The 18,458-nt window shown below is 70.2% G+C and carries 18 protein-coding genes; 4 read left to right on the top strand and 14 right to left on the bottom strand.

Annotated features, from left to right (window positions below; translation table 11 throughout):
• Positions 1 to 45: 45 nt before the first annotated feature.
• From ABT369_RS25960 to ABT369_RS25950, 3 genes are all read right to left on the bottom strand, one after another.
• Positions 46 to 483 carry an enolase C-terminal domain-like protein gene (locus tag ABT369_RS25960; protein ID WP_350615662.1) on the bottom strand — a complete coding sequence of 146 codons (438 nt, stop codon included), beginning with the start codon at positions 481 to 483 and terminating at the stop codon, positions 46 to 48.
• A 232-nt stretch (positions 484 to 715) separates the two neighbouring features.
• Complete coding sequence (locus ABT369_RS25955) at positions 716 to 2,107, bottom strand: sugar porter family MFS transporter (RefSeq protein WP_350615661.1); 1,392 nt, start codon at positions 2,105 to 2,107, stop codon at positions 716 to 718.
• Positions 2,108 to 2,431: 324 nt separating this feature from the next.
• Positions 2,432 to 2,557: a hypothetical protein gene (locus tag ABT369_RS25950; RefSeq protein ID WP_350615660.1), complete on the bottom strand. Its 126-nt coding sequence runs from the start codon at positions 2,555 to 2,557 to the stop codon at positions 2,432 to 2,434.
• Between the two features lie 44 nt (positions 2,558 to 2,601).
• On the opposite strand from ABT369_RS25950, the gene ABT369_RS25945 reads away from it, so the two are divergent.
• Positions 2,602 to 3,972 carry an ATP-binding protein gene (locus tag ABT369_RS25945; RefSeq protein ID WP_350615658.1) on the top strand — a complete coding sequence of 457 codons (1,371 nt, stop codon included), beginning with the start codon at positions 2,602 to 2,604 and terminating at the stop codon, positions 3,970 to 3,972.
• Between the two features lie 48 nt (positions 3,973 to 4,020).
• On the opposite strand, the gene clpB is transcribed toward ABT369_RS25945, so the two are convergent.
• From clpB to ABT369_RS25900, 9 genes are all read right to left on the bottom strand, one after another.
• Positions 4,021 to 6,663: an ATP-dependent chaperone ClpB gene (gene clpB, locus ABT369_RS25940; RefSeq protein WP_350615656.1), complete on the bottom strand. Its 2,643-nt coding sequence runs from the start codon at positions 6,661 to 6,663 to the stop codon at positions 4,021 to 4,023.
• On the bottom strand, positions 6,645 to 6,944 hold the full coding sequence (locus ABT369_RS25935; RefSeq protein ID WP_350615654.1) for a chaperone modulator CbpM: 300 nt from the start codon (positions 6,942 to 6,944) through the stop codon (positions 6,645 to 6,647). Before ABT369_RS25935 ends, clpB begins: the two co-directional genes overlap by 19 nt.
• Entirely contained in the window at positions 6,941 to 7,903 is a 963-nt protein-coding gene (locus ABT369_RS25930; protein WP_350615652.1) for a DnaJ C-terminal domain-containing protein, read from the bottom strand. Before ABT369_RS25930 ends, ABT369_RS25935 begins: the two co-directional genes overlap by 4 nt.
• Positions 7,896 to 8,438 carry a nucleotide exchange factor GrpE gene (locus ABT369_RS25925; RefSeq protein ID WP_350615650.1) on the bottom strand — a complete coding sequence of 181 codons (543 nt, stop codon included), beginning with the start codon at positions 8,436 to 8,438 and terminating at the stop codon, positions 7,896 to 7,898. The genes ABT369_RS25930 and ABT369_RS25925 overlap by 8 nt, the downstream gene beginning before the upstream one ends.
• Positions 8,439 to 8,441: 3 nt before the next feature.
• A complete protein-coding gene (gene dnaK, locus ABT369_RS25920) occupies positions 8,442 to 10,349 on the bottom strand; it encodes a molecular chaperone DnaK (protein WP_350615648.1) in 1,908 nt (635 codons plus the stop codon).
• Positions 10,350 to 10,400: 51 nt separating this feature from the next.
• Positions 10,401 to 10,832 (bottom strand): YflT domain-containing protein, encoded by a 432-nt coding sequence (locus ABT369_RS25915; RefSeq protein ID WP_350615777.1) that lies wholly within the window; start codon positions 10,830 to 10,832, stop codon positions 10,401 to 10,403.
• A 293-nt stretch (positions 10,833 to 11,125) separates the two neighbouring features.
• The gene (locus tag ABT369_RS25910) at positions 11,126 to 11,743 is read right to left on the bottom strand and encodes a DUF2267 domain-containing protein (protein ID WP_350615776.1); all 618 of its coding nucleotides are present in this window, start codon (positions 11,741 to 11,743) and stop codon (positions 11,126 to 11,128) included.
• Between the two features lie 140 nt (positions 11,744 to 11,883).
• Positions 11,884 to 12,891 (bottom strand): MsnO8 family LLM class oxidoreductase, encoded by a 1,008-nt coding sequence (locus ABT369_RS25905; protein WP_350615646.1) that lies wholly within the window; start codon positions 12,889 to 12,891, stop codon positions 11,884 to 11,886.
• Positions 12,888 to 14,183, bottom strand: coding sequence for an enoyl-CoA hydratase/isomerase family protein (locus ABT369_RS25900; protein ID WP_350615644.1), 1,296 nt, complete (start codon positions 14,181 to 14,183; stop codon positions 12,888 to 12,890). The genes ABT369_RS25905 and ABT369_RS25900 overlap by 4 nt, the downstream gene beginning before the upstream one ends.
• A gap of 51 nt (positions 14,184 to 14,234) precedes the next feature.
• Between ABT369_RS25900 and ABT369_RS25895 the strand changes: the two genes are divergently transcribed.
• Complete coding sequence (locus ABT369_RS25895; protein ID WP_350615642.1) at positions 14,235 to 14,579, top strand: ArsR/SmtB family transcription factor; 345 nt, start codon at positions 14,235 to 14,237, stop codon at positions 14,577 to 14,579.
• A gap of 270 nt (positions 14,580 to 14,849) precedes the next feature.
• Here the strand turns inward: ABT369_RS25895 and ABT369_RS25890 are convergent, their stop codons facing one another.
• A complete protein-coding gene (locus tag ABT369_RS25890) occupies positions 14,850 to 15,185 on the bottom strand; it encodes a winged helix-turn-helix transcriptional regulator (protein WP_350615640.1) in 336 nt (111 codons plus the stop codon).
• Positions 15,186 to 15,296: 111 nt separating this feature from the next.
• On the opposite strand from ABT369_RS25890, the gene ABT369_RS25885 reads away from it, so the two are divergent.
• A complete protein-coding gene (locus tag ABT369_RS25885; RefSeq protein ID WP_350615637.1) occupies positions 15,297 to 15,971 on the top strand; it encodes an alpha/beta hydrolase in 675 nt (224 codons plus the stop codon).
• 65 nt (positions 15,972 to 16,036) lie between these two features.
• On the opposite strand, the gene ABT369_RS25880 is transcribed toward ABT369_RS25885, so the two are convergent.
• A complete protein-coding gene (locus tag ABT369_RS25880) occupies positions 16,037 to 16,699 on the bottom strand; it encodes a GntR family transcriptional regulator (RefSeq protein WP_350615635.1) in 663 nt (220 codons plus the stop codon).
• A 303-nt stretch (positions 16,700 to 17,002) separates the two neighbouring features.
• Between ABT369_RS25880 and ABT369_RS25875 the strand changes: the two genes are divergently transcribed.
• The gene (locus tag ABT369_RS25875) at positions 17,003 to 18,382 is read left to right on the top strand and encodes an NtaA/DmoA family FMN-dependent monooxygenase (RefSeq protein ID WP_350615634.1); all 1,380 of its coding nucleotides are present in this window, start codon (positions 17,003 to 17,005) and stop codon (positions 18,380 to 18,382) included.
• Positions 18,383 to 18,458: the final 76 nt, after the last annotated feature.

The following is an 18,458-nucleotide window of genomic DNA, read 5'->3' as shown; positions in this document are numbered from 1 at the left end:
ATCGTCTGCCCATGCCACGACGATAAATCGTCGAGGAACGATCAGTCAAGAACAATCGTTCCTCAACGGCTTACCGCCGCGACGGCTCGCCTCTTGACACGCGTTTGCTTCCTGGAACCGTGCGGGGATCTGGACGCGGCCGTCGGTGACCACGGGCGGGTTGACGAGGAAGCCTTCCCAGCCGAGCCCGCCGTAGGCATCGAACTCGATGAGCGGTGCATTGTCGCAACTGAGGATGACCTGCAGACCGGCGTGGATGCCGATGCCGGTTCCCGACGAGCAGCCGATGTGCGGGACGCACCGCAGGTTCCAGGCGCCGGCCATGTCCGCGATCCGCTTGAGCTCGGAGATACCGCCGACGCCGGCGGCGTCCGGCTGGATGATGTCGAACGGCAGGTTCGCCATCAGATCGATGTACTCGTACCGGGTGAACGTCCCAACAAGGATTGGCGATGGGCCTTGGCATCCATTGTGGATGGTCATCCGGATCGCGGATCCGGCAGGTGCCGTGTGGGACCCCGTTCGTGCCGCACACCGGTGTCCAGTGGCAGTTCCTGCCAGGAGCTGGTCCAGTTTCCCGCGCCACACACGCGGCCCAAGCGGACCGAGCCCGGTCGACCGCGCGCGAGCGGGCTCGAAGCACAACGTCCCTACCGAGCGCGCACCGGCATCCGCGGGGCGGCCGCCGTCGACCGGTCCTCCCCCGCTGTCGGGGTCAGCAGACTACCCCGGCCCGGCGGCGCAGGTCCCTTTCGACGTCCTCCAGGCTGCGACCCTTGGTCTCGGGCAGGTTGCGGAACAGGTACAGGAAGCCCAGCACGCCGAAGAAGGCGTAGAGCCAGAACAGCCCGGTGGCGCTCAGCGCAGCGATGGCCGTGAGCACGGTCAGCGAGATGAGGAAGTCGAGCGTCCAGTGGGTGACGGTACCGGCGCCAGCCGCCTTGCCGCGTACCGCGGTCGGGAAGATCTCGCTGTTGATGAGCCAGATCCCGAGGCCGAGGCTCGCGGCGAACGCGGCGATGTACACGCACAACACGGCCACCAGGGCGGCACCGGCCGCGCCGGTGCGGCTCGGGAGCAGATACAGGGCGCCGAGCGCGACCAGGCTGACCACGACGACCGCGGTGCCACCGAGCAGCAGCGGGCGCCGGCCGACCCGGTCGATGGCGAGCAGTGCCACGATCGTGACGAGCATGTTGACCAGCCCGATGCCGACGGTGGACAGCAGCGCCGCTGCGTCACCGAACCCGGCCCGGGTGAGCAGCGTCGGCGTGTAGTAGATGACCGCGTTGACGCCGACGAGCTGGTTGGTCGCGGCGACGGCGACGCCGAGCAGCACGGCCGGACGCAGTTGGGGGCTGAACACGTCGCGGATCGACATGCCGCGCTCCGTCGCGCTGATCCGCCGGATCTCGGCCAGTTCCTCGTCGGCCTCGCAGGGTCCGCGGGAGCGCAGCATGACGGCCCGTGCCTCGTTGTCGCGGCCCCGCGACAGCAGCCAGCGCGGGCTCTCGGCCAGGCCGAGCAGGCCGAACAGCATCACCGCAGCCGGTACGACGGCAAGCCCCAGCATCCAGCGCCAGCCCTGGTCCACCCCGGAGAACGCGAAGCCGATGAGGTACGACACGAAGATGCCCACCGTGATCATCAACTGCTGTAACGACACCAAGCGCCCGCGCACCTGGCGAGGCGCCATCTCGGCAATGTACGTGGGCACCACGAGCGACGACATGCCGATCGCCACGCCGAGCACGAACCGGGCGGCAATGAGCACCCCCGGGCTCGGGGTGAACGCCGACGCGAGCGCGCCGATGCAGAACACAGCGGCGGAGACGATGAGCAGCCGGCGCCGGCCGAAGCGGTCGACGAGCGGCCCGCCGCCCACCACACCGGCGATCGCCCCGAGCAGCAGCGCGGCGACGACCACCTCCTGCAGCGTGCTCGACAGGGCGAATCTCGCCGAGAGGTACAGCAGGGCGGCGGAGATGACGCCGGTGTCGTACCCGAACAGAAAGCCACCGAGCGCAGCGACCAGTGCCGGACCGAGGACCGACCAACGGATGACGGTGGCGCCACGAGGGGCCTCTGCTGCGGGATGGCTGGCCACGCCGGCACACCTCCTGCTAGTCGCGGGGGGCAGCCCTACCCCGTTCCAGCACTCTCACTCCGTGGTGAGGTGGCCTGGTTACGCGGGAAGCCCAGACCAGGCGTGCACCACGTACCGCCACTCGGCGGCAGTGATGGCCTCGCGAGGTGGTCGAGCCGCCGCCCGGTGGCAATGTCCGGGAAGTGGTCGCAGAAGTGGTGATCCGGGTGGCGATCTTCAGCCTGGCCTCGATGCGGGTGCGGAACTCCCGGCGGTGGACGTACTCGACCTCGATGGCGGAGAAAGTCGCTCGGCCACCGCTTTGTGGAGGCTGAGCCGAACAGATCAGCATGCATCGTTCACCCGGTCGCCGTGGAAGATCACGCCGACGAGGTCGCCGCTGTGGGTGACTGCGGCCACGTGCACCGCGGCGACGACCAGGCCGGCATCGTAGAACGCCTGCAGCGCCATCCGCAGCCGCGGCCTCGTGGCCGAAATCGGACTAAAGTGGCGTTATGCGTGCTGGTCTCCTGTCGCTGCTGGTACGGCCGGAGCCTCCGTCGCGGTGGCTTGGGATCGCGGTCGCCGCGCTCATCCTCGCGGCCGAGACACTGCTCGTCGATCCGCTCGAGACGTTCACGAAGCAGTCGTCGCCAAGCGTGGTCTACCTGCTCGGCGTCGTGGCGGTCTCGATCGTCTGGGGGCTGTGGCTCGGGATCGCGACGGCACTGGCAAGCGTCCTCATGTTCACCGTGTTCTACATCCATCCGATCGGGAACCTGGTCGACTCCGACGTCCGTGACGTCGTGCAGCTTGCCGTGTTCATCATCGTCGCGTTGGCGAGTGGCACGCTGGCTGACATGTCCCGGCTGCGCGCCGCGCGGGCCCAGGAGTCCGACCTCACCGCGGACCTGGCACAGCTGCTGCTGAACACCGATGACCTCACCGCAGCACTGCGGGCGGCGGGCCAGCACATCGCGCATGCGCTCGACCTGCCGGCCGCGACGATCGACCTGGAAGCCAACGCACCCGGCGGCGAAGATCGCGGGCCAATCCAACAGGATGGACAACCGTTGGCCTTCCTCCTGCGGCACGGTGACACCCTGCTCGGGGCCCTGCACGTGCCCGCCGGGACGCCCGACCGACACGTACAGCGACTGCGGCAGCGGGTCGTCCCACCACTGTCGTCGCTACTGCACGCCGCGCTCACCAACGCAGACAACCGGGCCCAGCTCATCGCATCCCGCGCCCGCATCTCCGCCGCCGCCGACGAGGCACGCCAGCGCATCGAACGCGACCTGCACGACGGCGCCCAGCAACACCTCATCGCGATCGGCCTCGAACTGCGCGCGGCCCAGGCGGCCGGCACCGGCACAGCACCCGAGCAGATGCGGTCGGAGATTGTACATGCGGTGACGAGCCTCAACGAGGTCATAGCAGACCTGCGAGAGCTCGCCCGCGGCATCCACCCATCGGTACTGGCCACCGGCGGCCTCAAACCGGCGCTCAAGGCGCTCGCCCGCAGATCCGCGACCCCCGTCGAAATGCACATCAACACCGACCGCCGGCTGTCCTCGACGATCGAGACCGCCGTGTACTACCTCGTGTCCGAATCATTGACGAACGCGACCAGGCACGCACACGCCTCCGTCATCCAGGTCAACGCGGCCACCAACACCGACACCCTCCAGCTCGCCATCCACGACGACGGCATCGGCGGCGCCGACCCCGCCCGCGGATCCGGGCTCACCGGCCTGCGCGACCGCATCGAAACCCTCGGCGGACAGCTGACCATCACCAGCCCACCAAACGCCGGCACAACGCTGCTGGCCACCATCCCGATCGCCCGCACCGACGCACCAGCGGCCGCACCCCCTTCCGGCTGAACGACGAACCGCAGGTCCGCCGCACGACCGCTCGCCCGTGGCTCGCGGCTATGACGGCGCGGCGCCGACGTCGGCCGGTGCGCCGACCGGTTCAATCTGGAGACCGGCCGGGCCGAGGTCGACCTGGATGGCTGCCTCGTCGCGAATCTCGCCCCGCAGCAGGATGCGGGCAATCGGCGTCTCGATCTGCCGCTGCAGATACCGGCGCAGCGGCCGGGCGCCGAACACCGGGTCGAAGCCCTCGGCCGCGATGTGCCGACGGGCGGCTTCGGTGACCTGCAGCCTGACGCGGCGGTCCTCCATGAGCCGGTTGCGCAGGTCCTGGAGCATGAGGTCGACCACCTGCTCGATCTCGGCCAGGGTCAGCGGCTTGAACAGCACGGTCTCGTCGACGCGGTTGAGGAATTCGGGCCGGAAGTGCCCGCGCAGTGTGGTCATGACCGCCGTGCGCGCCTCGTCGGTGAGCATTCCGTCGCTGGTGACGCCTTCGAGGAGGTACTGCGAGCCGATGTTGCTGGTCATGATCACGACTGTATTGCGGAAGTCGACGGTGCGGCCCTGCGAGTCGGTGAGGCGGCCATCGTCGAGCACCTGCAGCAGGGTGTTGAACACGTCGGTGTGCGCCTTCTCGATCTCGTCGAGCAGCAGCACAGAGTACGGCCTGCGGCGCACGGCCTCGGTGAGCTGGCCGCCCTCCTCGTAGCCGACGTAGCCGGGCGGGGCGCCGACGAGCCGGGCGACGGTGTGCCGTTCCTGGTACTCGCTCATGTCGAGGCGGACCATGTTCTCGTCGGTGTCGAACAGCGCCTCAGCCAGCGCCTTGGCCAGCTCCGTCTTGCCGACCCCGGTGGGGCCGAGGAACAGGAACGAACCGATCGGGCGGCGCGGGTTGCGGATGCCGGAACGGGCCCGGATGATCGCGTCGGTGACCGCCTGCACCGCCTCGTCCTGGCCGATGACCCGTTCGTGCAGCACCTCGTCGAGGTGCAGCAGCTTCTCCCGCTCGCCCTCGAGCAGCCGGCTGGTCGGGATGTGCGTCCATCGGGAGACGACCTGCGCGATCTCGTCCGGGGTGACCACTTCACGCAGGAGCCGGTGACCGCCCTGCTTCGAGGTGAGCCGCTCCTCCTCGGCCGCCAGCTTGCGCTCCAGCTCGGGCATCCTGCCCAGCCGCAGCTCGGCCGCGCGGTCCAGGTCGTAGGCGCGTTCGGCGTGCTCGGCATCGCGGCGGATGCGTTCGATGTCCTCCCGGAGCGTCTGGACCTTGCGGATCGCCTGCCGTTCGGCGTTCCATTGGGCCCGCATCGCGTCGACCTGGGCGCGCAGATCGGCGACCTCCCGCTGGATCTGGTCGCGGCGGGCCACGCTCGCCGGATCCTCCTCTTTGGACAGTGCGGCCTGCTCCATCTCCAGCCGCATCAGCCGGCGGCTGGCCTCGTCCAGCTCCGCCGGCTGGGAGTCGATCTCGGTGCGCAGCATGGCGCAGGCCTCGTCGACGAGGTCGATCGCCTTGTCCGGCAGGTAGCGGTCCGGGATGTACCGATGGGACAGCTGGACCGCGGCGACGAGCGCCCCGTCCTGGATGCGCACCCCGTGGAACACCTCCAGCCGCTCGCGCAGCCCGCGCAGGATCGTGACGGCGTCCTCCGGCGTCGGCTCCTCGACCAGGATCGGCTGGATCCGCCGCTCGAAGGCCGCGTCCTTCTCGATGTACTTGCGGTACTCCGCGAGGGTCGTCGCGCCGATCATCCGCAGTTCACCACGGGCGAGCATGGGCTTGAGCATGTTCCCGGCGTCGAGCGCTCCCTCGGTGGCGCCTGCGCCGACGACGGTGTGCAACTCGTCGATGAACAGCAGGATGTTTCCCTCCGCGGCGCTGACCTCGGACAGCACCGCCTTGAGCCGCTCCTCGAACTCGCCGCGGTACTTCGCCCCGGCGACCAGCGAGCCCATGTCGAGCGCGAAGATCGTCTTGTCCCGCAGGCCCTCGGGCACGTCCTGGTCGACGATGCGCTGGGCGAGACCCTCGACGATGGCGGTCTTGCCGACACCGGGGTCGCCGATGAGTACCGGGTTGTTCTTCGTCTTGCGCGACACGATCTGTACGACGCGGCGGATTTCCTCGTCGCGGCCGATGACGGGGTCGAGCCGACCGGCGCGCGCGTCGGCGACCAGGTCCCGGCCGTACTTCTCCAGGGCCTCGTACGCCACCTCCGGGTTGGCGGAGGTGACCCGTTGCGAGCCGCGCATGCCGGTGAGGGCCGTGAGCAGCCGCTCCCGGCTGATGCCGCGGTCGCGCAGGATCCGGCCGGCGGCCGTGCCGGTGTCCTCGTCGACGAGGGCGAGCATCAGGTGCTCGACGGAGACGTATTCGTCCTTGAGCCGGCCGGCCTCGCGTTCGGCGGTTTGGAGCAACCGGGCCAGCCGCTGGGTGATCAGGACTTGGCCGGGCTGGACGCCCGGCCCGGAGACCGACGGCCGGCGCTTCAGTTCGCTCTCGACCCGCTCGCGGACCTGGTCGACGTCGCCGTCCATGGTGACCAGCAGCCGCGGCACGATACCCTCGGACTGGTCGATGAGGGCCAGCAGCAGATGTTCCCCGTCGGCCTCGGGGTGGCCGAAGCGCAGGGCCTTGGTCTGGGCGTCGTGGAGGGCTTGCTGAGATCGTTCGGTCAGTCGGTTGAGATCCATGACCGCCTCCTGAGCGTTGCTTCCAGTTCGTCGATGCGGTCGAGCAGGTCGAGCACGACACCGATGGCGGCGTAGTTGAGCGGCAGGCCGGTGTGCAGCCGGTGGATCCGCGCCGCGACGGCCAAGTCCGCCGCCCGGAACCAGCGGATGCCGCGGGCGTCCACCGACGGCTCCAACAGTCCCAGAGCGGCGAGCCGGGCGACCAGCTCCGGGTGCAGTCCGGCGGCGGCAGCGAACGCGTCCAGCGACAGGTACCGCGGCCGCACCAGCGCGTAGGTCATGACGCACCTCGCGGTTCGAACGACGAGACCTTCGCCAGCTGTTCGAAGAGGCGGCGCTCCTCCTCGGGCAACCGCGTCGGCACCACGATCTTGACGGTCACGAACAGGTCACCGGGGTTGCCCCGGGGGTTCGGCAAGCCACGGCCGCGCAGTCGCAGACGCCGCCCGCACGACGAGCCCGTGGGCACCCGCACCTGCACGGCTCCGCCGGGCGTCTCCAACGGCGCGGTCGCGCCGAGAGCCGCTTCCCAGGGCGCCACCGGCAGGTCCACGATGATGTCGCGGCCCTCGACGTGGTAGCGCGGGTGCGGCGCTAGGTGGACGACCAGGTACAGGTCGCCGGGGGGTCCGCCGCCGGCGCCGGAGGAGCCCTGTCCGGCAAGCCGGATCCGCTGCCCCTCGGTGACCCCGGCCGGGATGTTCACGTCGTACTGCCGCGGCTGTCCGTTGGGGTCCGGCAGCGTGATCCGGCGCCGGACGCCGTGGTAGGCGTCCTCGACGCTGATCGTGATCTCGGCCTCGGTGTCGGCGCCAGGCGAGGGCCCGTAGCCGCGCGCCCGCCCGGACCGCCGACCATACAGGCTCTCCAGGAGGTCCTCGACGTCGATCCCGCCGCCGGCGCGGGACGAGTACTCTCGCGGGCCGCCGAACCCGCCGAAGCTTCCGAACCCGGCGCCACCCCCGCCGGCCCGGGCGCCGGCCCGCGCACCGGCCTGCTCGTAGTCGTCGGGCACCTGCCGCCACGCCTCGCCGAACCGGTCGTACTTGCGCCGGCTCTTCGGGTCCGACAGCACGGCGTACGCCTCGTTGATCTTCTTGAACCGGTCCTCCGCACCTGGCGACTTGTTGACGTCCGGGTGGTGGCGGCGCGCCAGGGTCCGGTACGCGCGTTGGATCTGTTCCGCGTCGGCGTCCCGGGGCACGCCGAGCACCTCGTAGAAGTCGGTTCCGTCAGCCACCGTCCGCTCCGCCGTCCCGTCGGGTGTCGTCCCCGGCGCCGGTGGTGGTGTCCCCGGGCAGTTCCGGCAACGCGCTCACGACAGCCACGGCGGGCCGCAGCAGCCGGTCCCCGGCCGCGAACCCGGGCCGCAGCACCCGCACCACCGTGCCGGGCTCGGCGCCGGTGTCCCGGACCACCTCGGCCGCCTCGTGCCGCTGCGGGTCGAACGGTACGCCCGGCGTGTCGATCGGTTCGAAGCCGAGCTGCGACAGGACGCGCACGGCCTGCTCGCGCACCTGCTGCACGCCCGCGACGATCGACTCCGGGTCGGCATCGGCGTGCCGCAACGCCAGGTCGATATGGTCGAGGACGGGTAGCCACGCCGCCGACACGGCGAGCCGCTCGGACAGCCGCTGCGCCGCCGTGTCGCGGTCGGCCGCCTTTCGGGTGTTCTCCACCTCGGCGAGCGCCCGGTGCAGACGATCGGTGAGCTCCGCGACCTCGTCGCTTTCGGACGGCGGTGTCGGGGGCGCGGATGCGATCGGCTCGGTCATGGCTCACCCCGTGGAGAAGTCGGCGTCGATGACGTCGTCGCTGCCCTGGGCGCGGGCACCGGCGGATTGCTGCTCGCCCGGCTGCTGCCCGCCCGGTCCCTGCCCTGCCTGCGCGCCGGCGGGCTGGGCACTCAGCGAGTACAGCGCCTGCTGAAGGTCCCCGGTCAGCTGCCGGACCCGGTCCAGCGGCGCCCGGTCACGCACCGCCTGCCGTGCCTCCTCGACGAGCATCGAGGCGCGGGCCCGCTCGTGCTCCGGCACCTGGTCACCGAGGTCGCCCAGGCGGCGCTCGGCCTGGTAGGCGATGCTGTCCAGCGCGTTGCGGGCGTCGACCTCCTCGCGCATCCGCCGGTCCTCGGCCCGGTGCTGTTCGGCCTCGCGGACCAGCCGTTCGACCTCGGAAGTGTCCAGCGTGCCGCTCTCGGTGATGGTGATCTTCTGTTCCGCGTTCGTGTCCTTGTCCCGGGCGGAGACGTTGAGGATGCCGTTGGCGTCGATGTCGTAGGTGACCTCGATCTGCGGCGCGCCGCGCGGGGCCGGACGGATGTTCTCCAGCCGCATCCGGCCGAGGACCCGGTTGTCGGCGGCGCGTTCCCGCTCCCCCTGCAGCACCACGACGTCGACTGCGGGCTGGTTGTCTTCCGCGGTGGAGAACACTTCGCCGCGCCGCGTCGGGATGGTGGTGTTGCGCTCGATGACCTTCGTCATGAGCCCACCCAGGGTCTCGATTCCGAGGGAGAGCGGGGTGACGTCGAGCAGCACGACGTCGCGCACCTCGCCCTTGAGCACCCCGGCCTGGATCGCCGCGCCGAGCGCGACCACCTCGTCGGGGTTGACCGTCATGTTGGGTTCTTTGCCGCCGGTCAGCCGGCGGACGAGGGCCTGCACCGCGGGCATCCGCGTCGCGCCGCCGACGAGGATGACCTCGTCGAGGTCGTCCACGCTGACCTTGGCGTCGCTCATCGCCTGCCGTACCGGGCCCATCGTCCGCTCCAGCAGGTCGTGCGTCAGCTCCTCGAACAAGGCGCGCGTGACCGTCGCCGTGAGGTGCTTCGGCCCGTTCGCGTCGGCGGTGATGAACGGCAGGTTCACCTGCGTCTGCGTCACCGACGACAGCTCGATCTTGGCGCGCTCCGCGGCCTCGGTGAGCCGCTGCAACGCCTGCGGGTCCTTGCGCAGGTCGATGCCCTGCTCCTGCTTGAACTCCTCGGCGAGGTGGTCAACCAGGCGGTGGTCGAAGTTGTCGCCGCCCAGGTGGGTGTCCCCGGCCGTGGCGCGCACCTCTACCACGCCGTCGCCGACATCGAGGATACTCACGTCGAACGTGCCGCCGCCCAGGTCGAACACGAGGACCGTCTCGTGGCCCTTCTTGTCCAGCCCGTAGGCGAGCGCGGCCGCGGTGGGCTCGTTGATGATCCGCAGGACCTCGAGACCGGCGATCTTGCCGGCGTCCTTGGTCGCCTGCCGCTGGGCGTCGTTGAAGTACGCCGGGACCGTGATCACCGCTTCGGTGACCTTCTCCCCGAGATACTTGCCGGCGTCCTCGGCGAGCTTGCGCAGGATCTGCGCGGAGACCTCCTCCGGCGAGATCAGCTTGCCCCGTACCTCGAAGCGCACCATGCCGTCCGGACCCGGCGCGACGTCGTAGGTCACCGTTTTGATCTCCTCGGCGACCTCGTCGAACTTGCGGCCGATGAACCGTTTCGCCGAGTAGATCGTGCCCTTCGGGTTCAGCACCGCCTGCCGCCTGGCCAACTGCCCGACGAGGCGCTCGCCCGTGTCGGTGTAGGCAACGACCGACGGTGTCGTGCGGCTGCCCTCCGCGTTGGGCACGACCGTCGCCTGACCGCCCTCGAACGCCGCGATCACCGAGTTGGTCGTGCCCAGGTCGATCCCTACAGCCCTGGCCATGAGTCGGACTCCTCTCGCATGTGCGGACGCTCGCCTGTATGGGACGTGCTGTCAGCGTTCCTGCGTGCGGAGCAGCTGCCGCGCCTGGTCGGCGTACTCGGCGTCGACCATCACCGAGTACGTGTTCGCCTGGATGGCGCTCGCGGAGCTGAAGTCACGCCTGCCACCGGTCATCGCGTGGGCGAATGCTCCGAACACAGCACCCCATACGACACCCGCGACGACGCCGAACACGACGACCTGCCACCAGGCACCGACGGCGAAGACGCCGAGCAGGATGCCGATCAGCAGGCCGAACCAGGCGCCGGTGCCGGCTCCCGCCAGCGCCGAGCGAGCCGTGGTCATCCGGCCCAGCACCTTCTCCACGAGGCGTACGTCGGTGCCGACGATGGTGACGCGGTCGACGGGGAACTTCTTGTCGGACAGGAGGTCCACGGCGCCCTGCGCGGACAGGTAGTCCGGATACGTCGCGACCGTCACCATCGGCCGCTCCTCCGCCCGGGCGTCCCTCCCCCGGCCGCTGCGGCCCTCGGCGGCGCCCGGCGTGGCGGGCGGGCGCTCGTTCGTACGGAACGGCATCGCGCTGCTCTCGTACGGGCTCGTGGCATCGCCGGGTACGGTCATGATGACAGCGCTCCTTTCCGAGGGATCAGCCGACAACGATCTGTCGGCCGCCCCGGGCGCACCGTGAGGGCCACTCCCTTCGCGGCCTGGTTTTCGAGCCTTCACCGGGTCGGGGCGACGGTGCCCATCCTTCGCGGGTGAGACTGGTGCGTTCATGGCTCCCGCAACAGCTCGCGGTACCGGCCGGGCAGTTGCACCTGCACGTCGAAGAACTCCTCGTCGTCGACGACGTCCCGCACCGTTGACAGCACGGCCCGGATGTACCGGATCACGCGGTCCGGGGGGAACCCGGTGCGCTGGGTGACCTCGACGACGAACTCCTCCGGAGCGAGGTCCGGATCGGGTGCCTCCTGGCCCCGCCGCAGCGCCGGATGCAGCTGGACCGGCAGGAACGTCATCAGGTCCTCGGCCTCGCCGCCGATCCGCCGGGCCAAGGTCTCCAGGACGACCTCCGCCACGCGCTGCGCGTGCCCCGGGTCGAGCCCGGCGCGGTCCGCGACCTTGCGCACGAAGCTTTCCGCCGGGACACCGCCGGCGAATTCAACCTTCGGCAGCAGGGGCGCGTACGTGCGGGGTAGCCGTGCCGTGAGGTGCCGGTAGGTCTCGTCGTCCAGCACCTGGCCCAGCGCTGTCATCACCACCGTCGTGTGCCGCTGCGCCGCCTCGACCGGCGCGTCCTCCCGGTGGGCCACCCGGCTCACGAAGCCGGCGGAATCGAACCGTTGCGCCGATCCGGTGGTGAACTGTGCCCGTACTGCGCGAGGGCCCACCCGATCGGTGAGCTGCTGCACCGGCGACAGGGCGCGGTCCGGTTCGCGTATCGACACTTCCCACTGACGAATGTCCACCCGTCCGCGGAGATGGCGGCGGAAGCCGCCCAGGACTGAGACGCCGGACCAGTACGCGGCGATCACGGGTTGATGGCCTGGAGAGTCTCCGCGATGATCTGGCGTGAGCGGGTTCGCGCCACGGAATCGGTCAACATGTCCTGGACCATGACCTCTGTCGCACCCGATTCCCGGATCACGGGCTCGAGCTGGGCACGCAGGGTCGCCGGGGTCCCGGAAATCTGCGGCGGAATGACGCCGTTGACAATCGTGCTCGGCTGCGCCTTCACCGAGACGCTCAGCTCCGCCCGGGCCTGCTCCACGGTGGGGATGGGCCGGTCCCGTCCACCGGCCCGCAGGGCTCGCGCGGGCCAGGTCAGCCGGTGGGCCGACTCCTCGTCTTCGGCGGCGACGATGTTCAACGCGAGCATCGGCTGCGGGGCGCCGGTTCCGAAGGGTGTTTTCGTGAAGCCTTCCCGGTAGTGCCGCAGCGCGCGGGAGGTCAGGGCCGGGTTGATGTGGCCGCCGAAGGTGTAGCCGATGCCGAGCCGCGCGGCGAGGCCGGCACTGGTGCCGGAGGAGCCGAGCACCCAGACCTCGGGAACGCCGTCGATTCCGGCCGTGAGGTCGATCGCCGCAAAGGGGTGGGCGCGGTCGAATGCGTTGTGAAGGTAGCCGATGATCTCGTGCACCTGGTCGGGGAAGTCGTCGGACGGCCGGCTGCCGCGGTCACGGCGCAGCGCGTGGTCGATGAGGGGTGTGGCCGTGGAGCGGCCGAGCCCCAGGTCGATGCGGCCTGGGGCGAGTGATTCGAGCATCAGGAAGCGCTCGGCGACGCTGAAGGCGCTGTAGTGGTTGAGGAGCACGGCACCCGAGCCGAGGCGGATCCGGGAGGTCCGCTGGGCGGCCGCCGCGATCAGCGGGGCCGGGTCCTGGGCGGCGTATCCCGTCGCGTGATGGTGCTCGGCGAACCAGAAGCGGTGAAAGCCGAGGTGTTCGGCCTCCTCGGCCGCGGCCAGAGCCCGGTCGAGGGCTTCACGCTTGGTGCCGCCGGGCGCGACCGGGGCCAATTCGACGAGTGAGTACCTCACCCGAGGCCCCCGGCGTGCAGGACGCCGCCGGTCCAGGACGGGAAGCCGGCCGCGAGCACCGAGGCGACGTCGGCACCGGCCGGGTCGATCCGCAGGCCGTTGTCGAGGGCGCGGCGGGCGGCGGCGGTCATGGCGGCGGGATCGGGGCCGGCGTCCAGGAGGGTCCGCACGAAGGAGACGTGGCCGCCGTGGATCAGCACGGGGATGCCGCCCTTCGCGCGGACCTCAGGGACGAGGTCCGCGTCGGTGATTTCGACGATCGGGGCGCCGGGGGCGAAGAACACCGCGGCGAGGGGGTTGGCGACGATCTGTGGGAACTCACGCACGCCGGCGTGCGAGCCTGCCGAGGGAGACCCGGCAGGCTCGCCTGTCGCAGCACGCTCGGCGGGTGCCGTGGCGGCGGCACGCATCGCGAAGAAGAGATGCGCCAGACTCGGGATCTCGGGCGCGCTCAGCAACGCCCGGCAGGCCGCCGTCTCGATCTCGAACGCCTCATCCAGCGGCGCCGCCGCGCTCCGCGCCGCCACCTGCAGAACCGCGGCGAGCGCACGCACCGGCGACCCCGCCGAGCGGCGTCCCACCTCATCGGCAAGACCCGGTGGCTCCGCGGTCCCGCCAGGGATCTCATAGCCGGGCCGCTCCCACCGCTGCACGAAACGCCCGGCCGGCTGCGCCAGCACCCAGGCCCGTGCCGCGGCGACCACGTCATCGGCCAACTCGTCCACCAAGCCGGCGGCCAGCGCCTGTGCCGGGTGATACGCCGTGCCCGGCCCGACGATCTCGAGCACCGTCGCGGCGATCCCGAACATCCGCGTCACTCGGACCGTCCCGCCACCTCCGGGAATGATGCCCATCCCGGTCTCGGCGAGCGCCCACACGACCGACGGGTCGTTCGGGCCGACCCGGTAGTGGCAGGCCAGCGCGAGCTCGAAGCCGCCGCCGAGCGCGGAGCCGTTGAGCGCGGCGGCGACCGGCCGGCCCAGGGTCTCCAGCCGGCGCGCCTGGTCGCGCAGCGGCGTCAGCAGGTCGTAGGTGCCGGCCGCCTCGTCCGGGGTGATCTCGCTCGGCACGAAGTCGGGCCCGGCGATGAAGGAGCGTTTCGCCGACGTGAGGACCACGCCGCGCAGCCGGTCGAGCTGCCGGGTGAGGTCGTCGAGGCAGGCGCCGAGCCCGTCGTAGTGGCGGCGGTTGAGCATGTTCGCGGTGCGGCCGGGGTCGTCGAGCGTCACGGTGACGACGCCGTCGGCGTCCCAGGACCAGCGGGCCGAACCTGATTGTTGGACATCCGTCATACCTTCAACATAGGCAATAGTATGATGGATGTCCAACGGTAGGGTGGGGGTATGGCCCGGGAAGACGACGTGATGCCGGACATCGCCGACGTGACGATGGTCGACGTACTGCGGGCGGTCGCCGATCCGATCCGCCTGCGCATCGTGCAGACGCTTGCCGACGGCCAGCCGCACGGCAAGTGCGGCACGCACTGGGACTTCGGCGTGCACAAATCGACCATGACGCACCATTTCCGCACGCTGCGGCAGGCGGGCCTGACGCGCACCGTCGTGGCCGGCCGCACACACACCATTGAGCTGCGCCGCGATGAGCTCGACGCACGCTTCCCCGGCCTGATCGACGCCCTCACCACCACCGAAGTCCCGATGGGCGGCACGGCGGCCGACCGGGCCTGAGCGGTCCCCTGCGAGCGCTGTCAGCGGCTCGATCGCCTCGCCCTTGAGCGAATCGCGCCACAGCGCGCCGACCACGTCGCCGGCCGACCGGGGCGGCACGGTCGATGCCCGGTCGAGGACGACGAGCGCCACCTCAGCGCCGGTCGCGTCGAAGACCTCCCGCGCGCGGTGCACGCTCGCCGTGGCCGGCATGATGACGGACGAGGCCGCGCCGACCAGCAGGGTCGGGTCACCGGCGCGCCATCGACCCGGATGGCGTCGCCGCTCGGCTCATTCCACGACGGCCCGGGTGTCGTAGGCCGCACGGGCTCGCTCCACTCCGGCCACGTTCTCCCTGCCCCAGGCGATCATCGGCTTGACGGCTTCGTGGAGGGTGACGCCCATCTCGGTGAGCCGGTACTCGACGTGCGGGGGCATGACCTCGAGCACGGTACGGACGAGGATGCCGTCGCGTTCGAGATTACGCAGGGTGACGGTCAACATCCGCTGGCTGATGCCGTCCAGGCCGCGCTTGAGCTCGCTGAACCGCCTCGGCCCCGCGTCCAGCATCGAGATGACGAGCAGTGACCACTTGTCCTCGATCAGCGGGCGACATCCGCTGCGCATGGTTACCTCCAGAGAACCGAGGCACCGGAATGTGCCTGATTGCCCGGTGCGTGAGATTCGTCAGAGCATGAACGAACTCCCACTCACACCCTCACACAGCGAAGGATAGGCATGTCCACCTACGTCCTCATCCATGGTGCGTGGCACAGCGGGGCGGCCTGGGACCGCGTCGTACCGCTGCTGAGCGCCGCCGGCCACCGGGTTCTCGCGCCGACCCTGACCGGCTACGGCGACCGCATCCACCTCCTCAGCCCCGAAGTCGGACTCGACACGCACATCGACGACGTCGTGCGCCTGCTCGACGACCAGGACGACGTCGTCCTCGTCGGCCACAGCTACGCCGGCATGGTCATCACCGGAACAGCGAACCGCACACCAGACAAGATCGCCCGCCTCGTCTTCCTCGATGCCATGGTTCCCCAAGACGGCGAAAGCGCCATCGACGTGATGCCGGCCACCCAACACCTGATCGACCAGGCGGCACGGACCGACACCCCCTGGCGCCTGCCACCGATGTCCCGCTCCTTCGGCGTCACGGAACCGGCCGACCTCGCCTGGCTGGACACGATGTTGTCCGACCAACCGGTCCGCTGCCTGCAGCAGCGGGTCGCCTTCGACAATCCGGCCGCGCACGCGATCCCACGCACCCACATCCACTGCACCGCCGACGCTCCGCCGCGGCGCCCCGTCCCCCCGCAGGACGAGGTGTGGGAGCTCCCGACCGGCCACGACTGCATGATCACCATGCCCTTCGAGCTCACCGAACTCCTCCTCAAAGCGCACTGAGGAAACGGAATCTCTCCGTCACGGGCGCCCGCCGGCGCCGTGACGGAGAGGTGATCCCCGGCGGATCAGGCCTTGCGGTCTTCGCGGGCGAGCACGGCGATGCGCAGATCGCGCGCCCGTTCAACGTGGGCCTGCAGTTCGCTGCGCGCGCGGGCCGGATCACGGTCGTGGACGGCGTCGAACACCCGCCGGTGCTCGTCCTGGGTGGTCTGCCGATCGTCGGGCGTGCCGGCAGGCCGGGCTTCGTAGGCGGCCAGCTGGGCGTCGACCCGGCTCGCCAACTGTGCCACCGTCGGGTTGTGGGCCGCGTCGCGCAGTGCGTCGTGGAACGCGTCGTTGATGTGGATGAGGTCTGCCCCGGTGGCGGCCTCGGCCTGCTCGAGAAGGTGCCGGAGCCGGGCCAGATCGAGCTCGCTGCGCCGCTGCGCGGCCAGCTCGGCCGCGGCGACGTCGAGGATGATGCGGGCCTCGAACAGCTCGACGACCTGTTCGGGACTGCGAACGGGCACCGCGTAGCCGAAGCGCACGCGTTCGAACAGGCCGTCCTGTTCGAGCCGGGCCAGGGCGTTGCGGACCGGCGTGCGGGACACGCCGTACTCGGAGGCGAGCTGAGCCTCGCCGAGCGTCAGGCCCGGCGTGACCTGACCCTCGACGATCCGGCGCCGGATCTGGGCGTAGATGTCGTCCGCGCCGAGCTGCTTCGCCGGGTTCTCCTGCTGTGCTGCCACCTGGGAACATCTCCTCGCTGTGCGCCGCTGTCGATCACCACTGTAGCCATGCTTAGTTCCTAGTGATACGGTATGGATTCATTGTGGATCCACATGGAGGTTCGGTGATGGCGGGAATGCGGTCAGCGTTGCTGACGCGCCGCCGTGCCGTCGACATGATGCTGGTCTGCAGCGCGCGCTGTCGCTGATCAGCCCAGCCTCTTTCACCGCACCCGCGCGCCGCTCCCCCGATCCCTGCTGCCTGCCGATCCTTCGGCGGCTCCTGCCGTGGCGCGTGCCTCTCTCAGTACGGAAGGAACAGCCGTGTCTTCTGCACGCCGGCTCAGGATCGGCCTGGCCGCCTATGGAACCGGATGGGATCTGGAGGCCTGGCGGCTGCCGGGCGCCACGAACTCTGGACTGCTGGACCCGAGCGTCATCGTCGACGTCGCCCGCATCGCCGAGCGGGGCAAGCTCGACTACGTCTTCAGCGGCAGCGCGCTCGCGACCGAACCGAACCGCCTGAACCGGGTCTTCCGGTGGGACAACTCGGTGTACGCCGGAACGCTCGCGGCCGTCACCGAGCATGTCGGGTTCTTCCCCAGCTACAACACCTCCTTCGAGCACCCGTACTTCGTCGCCCGGCAGATCGCGACCGCGGACCGGTTCAGTGCCGGCCGCATCGGCGTGAACCTCGTCTACGGCATCGACCGCGAGGGCGGACCGGCGGGCAACTTCGGCGGCTGGCCGCTGCCCGACGAGCAGTCCAAGTACGACCGCGCGGACGAGTTCACCGAGGTGTTGTTCCGGCTGCTGCACGACAGCTGGGAACACGACCTCCTGCTCGACGACCGGGACGGCGGCACCCTGATCCGGCCGGGCAGCTGGCACCCGATCGACTTCGTGGGCAAGCACTTCCAGGTCCGGGGCCCGTTGAACGTGCCGCCGCCGGTGCAGCCCAAGGTGCCGCTGATCCACGTCGGCGAGTCGGCCCGCTCACTCGAACTCGGGATCCGCCACGCCGAGGTGCGCTTCTCCCCGTACTACGGATTCGAGGAGGGCAAGCGCCGCTACCAACAGGTCAAGCAACAGGTCGCCGAGGCGGGACGAGATCCCGACAAGTTCCTGATCATCCCCGGTATCACGTTCTTCGTCGCCGGTACCGAGCGCGAGGCGAGGGAGAAGTTCAATGAGGCCCATCGTGTCCAGACCGAAGAGGTCATCCCGGCCTACTTCTCGAAGGTGTTCGGCGTCGACCTGGCCGGTGTCCGGGCGTCGAGCCGGGCGGCCGACGTGCTGCCGCTGGAACGGCTGAACGGCGACGCCCTCAAGACCAACCAGACCGGCGGTCTGGCCAGGGAGGCGAGCACCGTGAAACGCGGCGGGCTCGACGACGCGCACTGGCTGCACGACCTGCTGGCCAAGCGACTCGGCGAGGATCTCACGCTGGCCGAGTTGTATCACGCGGTGCAGAGCCACCTGCACGGCGAGCAGATCTTCGTCGGCGACACCGCCGGCTTCGCCGACTGGCTCGAGGCGAACTTCGTCGAGCGGGTCTTCGACGGGATCCAGCTGTTCCCGCCGTACCACCGCGGGCCGGCCGACTTCTTCGTCGACAACGTCGTGCCCGAACTGCAGCGGCGCGGGCTGTTCCGCCGCGAGTACGAGTCCCGTCTGCTGGCCGAGAACCTCGGCATCGCCTGAGCCCCGAGAAGGAGCATTTTCACATGTTCGACGGTCAACCCCCTGCCCGGCCCGGTAGCGTCCGGCGCCGCTCAGG

It is taken from the genome of Dactylosporangium sp. NPDC000244, from assembly GCF_040300725.1.
In the GTDB taxonomy this organism is placed as follows: Bacteria; Actinomycetota; Actinomycetes; order Mycobacteriales; family Micromonosporaceae; genus Dactylosporangium.
This window is presented reverse-complemented; position numbering and strand designations above follow the sequence as displayed.